The 10,962-nt window shown below is 46.3% G+C and carries 7 protein-coding genes; 4 read left to right on the top strand and 3 right to left on the bottom strand.

Features of this window, described 5'->3' with window-relative positions:
* Window positions 1-353: 353 nt before the first annotated feature.
* From Q369_RS29640 to Q369_RS0103590, 3 genes are read left to right on the top strand one after another with little or no spacing between them, the layout of a single operon-like run.
* A complete protein-coding gene (locus Q369_RS29640) occupies window positions 354-1,346 on the top strand; it encodes a Spi family protease inhibitor (RefSeq protein ID WP_031526425.1) in 993 nt (330 codons plus the stop codon).
* Window positions 1,334-1,681, top strand: coding sequence for a C10 family peptidase (locus Q369_RS29635; protein WP_031526424.1), 348 nt, complete (start codon window positions 1,334-1,336; stop codon window positions 1,679-1,681). Before Q369_RS29640 ends, Q369_RS29635 begins: the two co-directional genes overlap by 13 nt.
* Before the next feature lie 6 nt (window positions 1,682-1,687).
* Window positions 1,688-2,047: a hypothetical protein gene (locus tag Q369_RS0103590; protein ID WP_031526423.1), complete on the top strand. Its 360-nt coding sequence runs from the start codon at window positions 1,688-1,690 to the stop codon at window positions 2,045-2,047.
* Window positions 2,048-2,311: 264 nt separating this feature from the next.
* On the opposite strand, the gene Q369_RS0103585 is transcribed toward Q369_RS0103590, so the two are convergent.
* From Q369_RS0103585 to Q369_RS0103575, 3 genes are read right to left on the bottom strand one after another with little or no spacing between them, the layout of a single operon-like run.
* The gene (locus tag Q369_RS0103585) at window positions 2,312-3,754 is read right to left on the bottom strand and encodes a TolC family protein (protein WP_031526422.1); all 1,443 of its coding nucleotides are present in this window, start codon (window positions 3,752-3,754) and stop codon (window positions 2,312-2,314) included.
* A complete protein-coding gene (locus Q369_RS0103580) occupies window positions 3,744-6,950 on the bottom strand; it encodes an efflux RND transporter permease subunit (RefSeq protein WP_031526421.1) in 3,207 nt (1,068 codons plus the stop codon). Before Q369_RS0103580 ends, Q369_RS0103585 begins: the two co-directional genes overlap by 11 nt.
* 27 nt (window positions 6,951-6,977) lie before the next feature.
* Window positions 6,978-8,060: an efflux RND transporter periplasmic adaptor subunit gene (locus Q369_RS0103575; RefSeq protein WP_031526419.1), complete on the bottom strand. Its 1,083-nt coding sequence runs from the start codon at window positions 8,058-8,060 to the stop codon at window positions 6,978-6,980.
* Between the two features lie 402 nt (window positions 8,061-8,462).
* On the opposite strand from Q369_RS0103575, the gene Q369_RS0103570 reads away from it, so the two are divergent.
* A complete protein-coding gene (locus tag Q369_RS0103570; RefSeq protein ID WP_031526418.1) occupies window positions 8,463-10,925 on the top strand; it encodes a TonB-dependent receptor in 2,463 nt (820 codons plus the stop codon).
* The last annotated feature ends 37 nt before the right edge of the window (window positions 10,926-10,962 follow it).

Here is a 10,962-nt window from a genome sequence, read left to right as displayed (position 1 = left end):
GTTTTTATTCTTGTTGTTTGTAGCGATCATTTAATAATATATTGCGACATATATGTAATGCAAAATTTTGTTTTGTAGAGTTTTGTAAATGCAATCATGCGTGCTGGTTCGTAAGTTAATCTTCTGCAAAGGTATTAAAAAGTAGTTAAAACTTTATTATCTATCGAATTAATAGAGTAAATAAGTTAATTGTGTTTTTTCCTGATTACCGACTAACAACAATCTGCAATTTCTGGTGCCGGAGAGGACAAAATCTTTGGGTTGAATTTGAAGGGGGACTTACCCGGAGAATGTGGAAAGGAAAATGACTTGGACGTTTGTAAGTTTATGCCGCGCTGCGCCGATGACGAGGCGTGGGCTGGCCGGAATTCCTCATTCTATCCATTTTTTTAATTCAATGTAAAAGTGATAACCCGGAATTAAGACCTACTAGGGAAATAATTAGTGGTACTGAATTACAGAACTATAATGTCACGCTGGATGATGCTATTACCATTGCTTCCAATACCATGTCCATTACGGAGGCAGCTCGGACAAATAGACAAGCACGACATAGCAGCATAAGTGACGAAAATCCTTTCGTTGGTACAAGGAAGGAGGTTGAATTCAAGGAAACTGTAAAGGATGGAGAGGATGATATGTATCACATAATCAATTATAAAAATAGTCAAGGATTTGTGATCATTTCTGCCGATAGGCGCGCTATTCCAATATTAGCATATTCTGACAGTAATCCCTTTAAGAATGAAGGACTAGGAGGAATAAGTGAATGGTTTGAAGTTGCTAAATACCACATAAAAAAAGCGAAACAGAAAGATCGGCCCGAGCCGGGAATAAGCCGGTTATGGGAAGTTTTAGAAACCAAGGGTAGAAATGAAGGTGGCCGAGTAGCCGATTGGACAGGATGTGACTATTTCTATAATTACCATGAAACTGGCAGATATGTTGATAATGTTGCCAGATGGAATCAAAGTGGATCAATAAAGTATTATTCTACCTCGGACAATGGTTGTACTTGTCAGAGACGAGCAGCAGGATGTGGGCCGGTAGCTATGGGAATGGTCATGCGTTACCATCAGTACCCTTCGAATGTTACATTATGCTGTAATGGAAATTGTTTTGTGCCGGACTATCCTTCAATGCCAAGAGATTTGGATATAGATTGCAATTTTCCTTCAACCACCGGCAGGAACCAGCGCGCTCTGCTAACACGCATTGCCGGCGCTGCTGCAAGTTCAAACTATGGAGTTTTAGGAAATTGTAATACGTGGACAGTTCCACGGAACATAAACAATGCACTGAAAAATGGGTTGTTTTTCGCAAATGGTGGTACATGGGGGATCTGAGTAGCAAGTATGCGCAAGTAAAAAGCGACTTAAACAATTATTTCCCAGTCATCTTTACGGGAACTTTAAATGGTGTAAATGCAAATGATGCGCATATATGGGTGGGAGATGGATATTCGACATTATCTACGCAGTACAAAACATATGTCGGATGCGATGAAAATGGAGATAATTGTATTGAAGATTGCAAAAATTACGAGGCGGAATACATTGGTATGAACTGGGGATGGGGAGGTACCAGCAACGGATATTTCTTCACAACTTACAGTTTTACAACGGCCAATGGTACATATGACACCTATTTAAGGGCATTAACAGGCATAAGACCAAATTAACTCACTATGAGAAACATTTTATATTTACTCATCGCAGGTCTAATTACTAGCCAACTAGCTGCTTGTAAGGATCCATATTACGGAAATACTGCTGAAATGATTAGTATTTCCCATGGCTTTTGGAAATTAGAAAAGATTGAGGGCAAAACGGCAACCATACTTGCCCAAAACATGGGGTACGAACAAATTATTGAGATTGGCGAAGAAAACAGGAGAAGTTACTTCAACGAATTCCAGAACAAAAAGTTAGTTGATGTAATTTATATGAATAGCGCCATGAATGTAGAAGGTAAAAAGGGCGCATATATATGGAGTATACAGCTGGTAATCGCCTTCTCAAATTGGAATTATTGGATAGTGCGTTAGATGGTAAATTCAAGCTGATAAGCAGCGGATTTGTTAATAGTACAGCTAAATCTGATACTGTTAAGTACCACTATTCATATCTGGGAGCTACTAAATCTTGGTAAAGTTGCCTCGAGTAAAGGCGAATCGAAATCCAAGTTTTTTTAAAGTTAATTTAATTGCTATTATTCAATAGAACCCGTTGTGCACTTAGCATAGTAATGCATGCCAAATTCTCCCTATCTGTTTGCCTCAAATTTTAACCGCACAACGGGTTTTAAGATCCTAGTTCCAGCCCCCGCCAAGCGCGCGGTAGATGTTTACGGTTGCATTCATCTGCTGCATCTTGGTTTCGATCAGGTCAAATCTCGATTCCAAAGCTTCGCGCTGGGTTAATAACACTTCCACATAATCCGCTCTTGCTGAGGTGAAAAGGCGGTTGGCAATGTTGGTAGATTCCGTTAATGCAGCCACTTCGCGTGTTTTGGTTTCGTAGCTTAGTTGCAGGTTGTTAATGTTAGATAACTGGTTCACAACCTCAATATAAGCATTCAACACTGTGCGCTCGTAGTTATAAATCGCCTGTACCTGTCGCGCATTTGCACTGTAATAAGTAGCCTGGATCGCATTCTTGTTGATCAGCGGACCAGCCAGATCAGCTACCAATGTCGACATCAGTGATTTGGGAACATTACCTAAATAGATCGGATTGAAAGCCTGTAAGCCGACTGCCGCATTCAAACCCAGCGAAGGGTAGAAGTTTGATCTTGCAACCTGCACATCCAGTTTGGCAGCTTCCAGGTCCTGCTCAGCCTGGCGCACGTCCGGGCGGTTTTGCAGCAATTGGGAAGGAATGCCCGCCTGGATGACGCTTGGAAGCATATTCTCGAAATTCTGGCTGTTTCTGAGGACAGGCTGAGGATAGCGGCCGAGCAAAAAATTGATCCGGTTTTCAGTTTCAACGATCCGCTGACGAATAGCATACTGGCGGTTTTGCGTGTTCAGCACCTGCGCTTCAAAACGGCGAACAGCCAATTCTGTAACCCGCGTTGCTTCTTTCTGCATTTTCACGATTCGCAGAGCATTGGTTTGAATTTCAATGTTTTGCGTAACAATGTTCAGCTGCGTATCCAAGGCGAGCAACTCGTAGTAGGAGTTTGCTATCTCTGAAACCAAATTTGTCATCATGAAATTTTTACCTTCGATCGAAGACAAATACCGGTTAACAGCCGCCTTTTTCGCATTACGCAGCTTGTGCCAGATATCCACTTCCCAGCGCGCATAAGCAGCTACTACAAAGTCTGGCAGCGGCTCCGGGGTTTCTCTTCCCGGCTTGATCTCGGTTGTGGCTTCACTGGAACCTACCTGCGTATAACGGCCCGCTTTTTCAATGCCGGCACCGCCTCGCAAGCCTACAAATGGAAGGTACTCTCCCTTGCGGGCGCGGATTTCCTGGCGGGAGATCTCGATTTCCTGCAAGGTAATGTTCAGCTCTTGGTTGTTTTTAAAAGCGGTGTCAATCAATGCATTCAGCTGCGGATCGGTGAAATAGTTCTTCCAGCTCAGCTTTCCGGTGTTGGTCGAATCGGCAGCTTGTCCGTCCACATAAGTAGCCGCCAGGTCTTTGTTCGGCGACCGTTGCACCAGTGAAGGCGCGTTACAGCCACTGAAAGCCAGGGTAACACATATTGTTACCCCGACCCAGTTTAATATTCTTTTATTGCGCATCATTTTGAGTTTCTTGAATTTGAGGGAAAGCGTCGATCGCGTGGACAAACCCTTCTGACAGAGAGTGGTCTTCTTCATCTTTGATCATTTTCCGACCATCGGCCAGTGTGCCAAATATGTAGTACAATCCAGGGATGATTATGACCCCGAAAATGGTTCCGAAAAGCATACCGCCCATCGCAGATGCACCAATCGTACGGTTACCAATAGCACCGGCACCTGTGGCGATGATCAAGGGGATCAAACCGGCAACGAATGCAAACGACGTCATCAAAATCGGACGGAAACGAACTCTCGCGCCTTCGATAGCAGCATTCAGGATGGTTTCTCCCTGCTGCCGCTTCTGAACGGCGAACTCCACGATCAGTACGGCGTTTTTACCCAGCAACCCGACAAGCATGATCAAGCCGATCTGCGCATAAATGTTGTTTTCCAGACCCATTAATTTGAGCAAAAGGAAAGATCCGAACACCCCGACCGGCAGTGATAGCACCACCGCAAATGGAATGATAAAGCTCTCATACTGTGCTGCCAGCACGAAGTAAACGAAGGCTAAAACGATCGCAAACACCACCAGCGATTCATTTCCACGGATCGATTCGTCATAAGAAAGACCTTCGAATGCGATGTCGTAACCTTGCGGCAATGTCTTCGCTGCTACCTCGCGAATGGCGCCGATAGCATCTGCCGTGGTGTAACCCTTAGCTGGAAGTCCCTGAATAGCGGCTGAGTTATAGAGGTTGAAACGCGTGATCTCGTTCGGGCCCTGACCTTTTTTCAATGTCATGAATGAGGAGTAAGGCACCATTTCGCCTGCATCGTTTTTCACAAACAATTTCAAAAGATCCGAAGGAAGCCTTCTGAAACTTGGGTCCGACTGCACGTACACTTTAAAGAACTGGTTGAACCTTGTGAAACCCTGTTCGTATGTACTACCGATCATAATGTTCAGGTTGTCCATCGCTTTTCCGATCGACACGCCTTTTTGCATGGCAAGCTGGTTATCGATCTGCAATTCATACTGCGGATAGTTTGCTGCGAAGAATGTAAACAAGCCTGTCAATTCAGGGCGCTTTGCAAGGTCGTCCATGAATTTCTTGTTGATCTTATCGAATTCGGCGTAATCGGTGTCAGAGGTTTTGTCCAAAAGACGCATAGAAAAACCGCCTGATGTACCAAAACCCGGGATCGCTGGTGGTTCGAAAAATTCAACGACCGCACCGAGGCCTCTTGTTTCGGCTTCCAGTTCTTCCATGATCTCTTTCACATTCTGCTTGCGGTCGTGCCATGGTTTCAGGTTGATCAAACAAGTTCCTGCATTGGAACCGCGACCTTCGGTCATGATCTCGTAACCTGCCAATGAGGATACCGACTCAATGCCTTCCACTTCTTCACATATCTTTTGAAGACGACGTGAAACTTCGTTCGTTTTTTCAAGCGTTGATCCCGGAGGCGTCTGAATGATGGCGTAAATTGTGCTTTGGTCTTCATTTGGAATAAAACCTGCGGGCAGAATTTTGTTTACGAAAACAATCCCTGCACAGAAGCCCAGTAACACGACCCAGGTAACCACTCTCCGGCTCACAATGCGTTTCAGCAAGCTTACATATCTTCCGGTTAGCTTATCGAATGTTCTGTTAAAAGCGTCAAGGCCTTTGGTAAGGAAGTTTTTCTTCTTCTCGTGGCCGTGGTGATTTTGCAATAGCATCGCACACAAAACCGGCGTCAATGTCAAGGCGATGAGGGCCGAGATAACGATAGAGCTGGCCATGGTAATGGAGAACTGGCGGTAGAATGTTCCCACAGGACCGGACATGAAGGAGATCGGAAGGAATACCGAAACCATTACGGCCGTGATCGCGATAATGGCACCGCTGATCTCACCAAGCACTTTCTTTACCGCATTGAATGGGGAAATCCCCGGCTCTTCCTCAAACTTTGCATGGACGGCCTCGACGACGACAATCGCATCATCGACCACAATACCAATCGCAAGCACAAGCGCAAACAGCGTGATCAGGTTAATCGAAAGCCCGAAACCCTGTATCACAAAGAATGCCCCAATGAGCGAAACCGGCACAGCCAGGATCGGAATTAAGGTAGAACGCCAGTCGCCGAGAAAGATGAATACTACGAGCGCAACCAGGATAAATGCATCGCGCAATGTGTCGATAACCTGCTCGATAGACGCGTCCAGGAACTGGGAAACGTCATAACTGATCTTGTAATCCACGCCCGGAGGGAAGGATTCTTTCATGACGTCCAGCTTCTTTTTCACCTCTTCAATTACGTCGCTCGCATTACTTCCATAGTTCTGGCGCAACACGATTGCGGCCGAAGGGTGACCGTCAAGGTTGGAGTAAATGTCAAAGAATTCAGAACCGAGCTCCACCTTGGCAATGTCACGCAAGTGAACACTTTCACCCTGCGCATTGGCACGGACAATGATGTTTTCGTATTCTTCCGGCTTGTCGTACCGGCCTTTATAAGTAAGCACATATTCCAGCGACTGGGCTGCAATACCGGAGCTCTGCCCGATACGGCCCGGGCGACCAACGATACTTTGTTCGCCCACCGCCTTCATAACTTCTTCCGTAGAAATGTTGTAGGCACGCATACGCTCGGGATTCAGCCAGAGACGCATCGCATATCTTCTTGATCCTAATATTTGTGCTCTTGCAATCCCTTTTGTCCGCTGGATTTCGGGGATCATTTTTACTGTTGCGTAGTTGAACAGGAATTTCTCGTCAATGCTCTTTTCTTTCGAATAAAGGTTAACGTACATCAACATACTGGGCTGAACAGGCGAGATAATAACCCCTTCACGCTGAACCAACTCGGGCAAAAGCGGCATCACCTGATCCACCCTTGTCTTAACCCGGATTACGGCGTCGTTGGGGTCGGTGCCGGGCTCAAAGATGATCCTGAGCGTCGCCTCCCCCGCACTCGTTGCATCGGTAGCAATGTACCGCATATCCTGAACCCCGTTAATGGCCTGTTCAAGGGTGATCAATGTTGATTTTACCAAAACATCGGCACTGGCGCCAGGGTAGGCAATGAAGATGTTGACGGTGGTAGGGGCAATGTCCGGGAACTGGGAAATGGGTAATTTCTCAATCGCCAGGATGCCTATAAATACGATCATGATCGAGATCACGATTGCAAATACAGGTCTTCTTATAAATTGATTGAACATGTCTTTATGTGCTTTTAAGATACCTGACTATTCGGCGTACAGACTTAAATTGGAGATCACGGAATCAGGTTTCACGAAAGTGGAGTGGATTTTTTCATTCTCTTTCACCTGTCGCAGACCTTCCAGAAGGATTTTGTCATCTGCTTTCAAACCTGATTTCACGACGAAAATGTGCGGAAGCTCAGCCTCTATCTCGATCTCTCTCGAACGGATCTTGTTGTCTTTATCCACCACGTACACGTATTTCTTCTCCAAAACCTCGAAAGTGGCTTTCTGCGGGATCAGCAATGCATTCTTCATCGGCACGGTTACGAGGATATTCCCAGTTTCACCGTGTCTCAGCAGTCTTTTCGGATTCGGGAATGTAGCCCTGAAAGCGATGTTACCGGTCTCGTTATTGAAATCCGCTTCAATTGTTTTCACGGTTCCGGAGTGGGGGAACATTTGGTTGTTGGCCATGCGAAGGTTCACATTCAACATGCCGGCTGTGGCTTCGTTTGCTTTGTAATCCAGATACTCAGCTTCCGGAACATTGAAGTAAACCCACATTTCGCTGTTATCTGAAAGCGTCGTCAGCAAATCGCCTTCGTCCAAAAGACTTCCTAATCTTACCTGGAAGTGATCCATTATGCCATTAAATGGTGCGCGGATTTCAGTAAAGCCCAGGTGCGTTGTAGCTAGTCCGAGTTCTGCTTTGGCTTTGTCCAATTTGGCTTTGGCAAGCGCCAGCTCATTTTTGGAAACTACATTGCTATCGGCGAGTGACTTGGTGTTTTTGAATTCAATCTCTGCAAAATTAGCCTCTGCCTGCGCTTTCTGCTGTTCAGCCTGGTACAGCATTGGCATAATCTTGAACATTAACTGCCCTTTTTTAACAGTCTGTCCTTCATCCACATAGATGTTCTGCAGATAGCCTTTTTCCAATGCGCGCAGCTCAATGTGACTGATCGCGCGGATCTGGCTTACATATTCCTTTGTGACCAGGGTGTCTCTCTGGAGAGGGCTCGTCACGAGGAATTTTACTTCTTCTTCCTTTTCTTCTTTTTTGGATTCACAGCTTGTTTGCACGAATAATGCGCACAAGCTCATGAACATCAGAATTCTCTTCATGATAGTTAACTTTTTAGGTGATAGTAGGATTTTTCAAAGTCTTATGAAGCGCGTACTTCTTGCGTCTGTTTGCCGCCTTCCGTAGAAAATCCATGTAAATGCAGGTGACTTCGGAGGGCTTTGGCGATGCAGATCGCAGTACAAAAAGCGCACATCGACCTTAACAGGGTGTTAAAAGCGAATTAAAAACCGATTAAAAGGGGCAGCGCCCATTTGAAGTGCAGCTCACGAACCCCGGTATATGCATTATGTGCTAAAAATTCTTTTGATGCTGCAATTGCGTAAGTCGGCCCCGCGTTTGCTCTCAACTATTCTAATCTGGTTCTAATTAATTCCTAATAAGTATTAGAAAAATGTAGTTGCGCTCCTATCTTTGCGACCGTTTAATTAATCTAAATAAGTATGAGTCGTTTTTATAAATATTTACTTTTTCTAAGTTGCCTGTTCTCCCAGGCTGCCATTGCCCAGAGCAGCAATGGTACCATCCGGGGGCGAGTGAAAACCAGTGACGGCAAGCCTGCTGCTTACGTGAGCGTGGGGATCGACCATTCGAATAAAGGGACCACGACCGATGAGGACGGGAACTACGTACTCACTGACATCAAGCCGGGCAGCTACACTTTGAAGGTGTCTTTCGTAGGCTTGCAGAGCCAGGAGCAGCAGGTTACAGTGGCTGCGCGCGAGAAGGCGGAGCAGGATTTTACATTGTCAGAAAGTGCTTCTCAGCTCAATGAAGTGATCATTACGGGCGGTGCCAGCTCCAACAAGCCCGTGTCACTCGGAAAAGCGGATATCCGTCCACTCGATCTGCCGCAAAGCGCAGGGGTGATCCAGAGCAAGGTGATTGCCGACCAGCAGGCAGTGCGCCTGGGTGATGTGGTAAAGAATGTAAGCGGGGTTTCGCTCACGCAGTCGCGTGGCGGTGTGGCTGAGACTTTCTCGGCACGCGGTTACAGCATTGGTATCGCAGGTTCAGGCGGCAGTATCTTCAAAAACGGGGTTATTTCAAATACACAAGGCTTCCCGGACGCAAGTACATTGGAGGCGATTGAAGTACTGAAAGGAAGTTCTGCATTGCTATACGGTAATGTTTCTGGCGGCGTGATCATTAATATGGTTACCAAAAAGCCTGTATTTGACTGGGGCGGTCAGGTTTCCATGCTGTTCGGCAGCTACAATCAGTACAAGCCTACTGTGGATGTGTACGGGCCGATTTCCAAAAAGCTGGCATTCCGCGTTATTGGCACACATGAAAATGCGAAAAGCTACCGGGATGTGGTCAAAACAAACCGCACTTACGTTAACCCGTCGCTGCTATATAAGATCAGCGACAAAACTGACGTGTTGCTGCAGGTGGATTATTTGAAATCCGACCTGGTACCTGATGCCGGCGTTGGTATACCGAATGCACGCATTACCGTAACCGAAGTGCCCGACGCGCCGCGTTCTCGCTTCATTTATCCGAAATGGGCATTCAACAATACCGAACAAAAAGCAGCTTACCTGACCATCAATCACCGCTTTAACGACAACTGGAAGCTGACTGCCATCGGATCGGCCCAGGATACGAAGGTCAACGGTCTTAGCGTAGGTGTTCCTACGAGCATTGCCGCAAACGGCGACTGGAACCGGGCACTGAGTGCGGTTAAGTCGGGTGAAAAAGATTACACCGGACAGCTCAACCTGAACGGCAGTTTCAAAACAGCGGGCATTCAGCACCAGTTTTTGGGTGGAGCCGATTTTACCCGCATTGTAACCCAAAGCAATACATTCAAATATACCTCTGCCAATGGCGTAGTGGGTACTGCGTACGACAAGATCAATATTTACGACCCTGCCACATTCCATGTGCGCACCGACATTCCTACTGTTACGGATACTGCCAGAACCACCACGCCCCAGAGCAGACTTGGTATTTATGTACAGGACCTGATCACCCTAACATCCAAGTTCAAAGTGCTGGCCGGCGTGCGCTGGTCTTACCAGAAAGCTTTCCAGAGCACCATTTTCAACCAGGAAAAACAGCAGGAGCGCAGAGGAACAGCAGCTGACAAGAAAGACAAAGCGTTTTCACCCAAAGTCGCGCTGATCTTCCAGCCTGTGCAAACCAGCTCTATTTACGCGAGCTACACTAATAATTTTACGATCAACTCGGGTACTGATATTTACGGAAACAACCTGGATCCTTCCATTATCAACCAGTATGAGCTGGGAATGAAAAATGAGTTTTTGAATGGAAGATTGTCTGCCAATGTGAGCGTGTACCGCATTCAAAACAGCAATTTCGCGCAAACTGCGCTTTTTGACCAAAACGGTAATCCTAATACCAACAGCAGCATCCGCGAGTTGAACGGACAAACTACCAGCGACGGGTTTGAGGTTGATTTCAATGGAACGCTTTCGAGAAACTTCTACTTTCTGGCGGGTTACGGATATAATTTCATGCGGTATACCAATACGACCGGCGCAGTGGGTTCGCAGGTAGAAGGCGAGCGTTTGATCAACAATCCCGCGCACACCGCAAATGGTTCGATCTTCTATACTTTTGATAAGGGTGTGAAAGGGCTCAAAATTGGTGCATCCGCATTTTATACGGGCCAGAGAATGGGAGGTAACAACAACGTGGTAGGACTAGACGGCGGGCTGAACAACACAGCCGCCAACCAGACTTCCTACAATGCACAGGTACCATTGAAAGGATTTGCGACGGTGGATCTTTCTGCGGGTTACAGCCTGCGCGGCGTTTCGTTGCTGGTGAAGCTGTCCAATATTTTTAACGAACTGAACTACATTGTTCATGACCGTTACAGCATCAACCCGATCCCACCGCGCATGTTTGCTGCTACATTGTCATACCGTTTCTAAGTTTTTTTTCGCAGTTTTGACCGGAAGAGGATATAGA

It is taken from the genome of Dyadobacter crusticola DSM 16708 (assembly GCF_000701505.1).
Taxonomy (GTDB): domain Bacteria; phylum Bacteroidota; class Bacteroidia; order Cytophagales; family Spirosomataceae; genus Dyadobacter; species Dyadobacter crusticola.
Note: the sequence above shows the minus strand (reverse complement) of the source record. Positions and strands in the feature narration are given on the sequence as shown.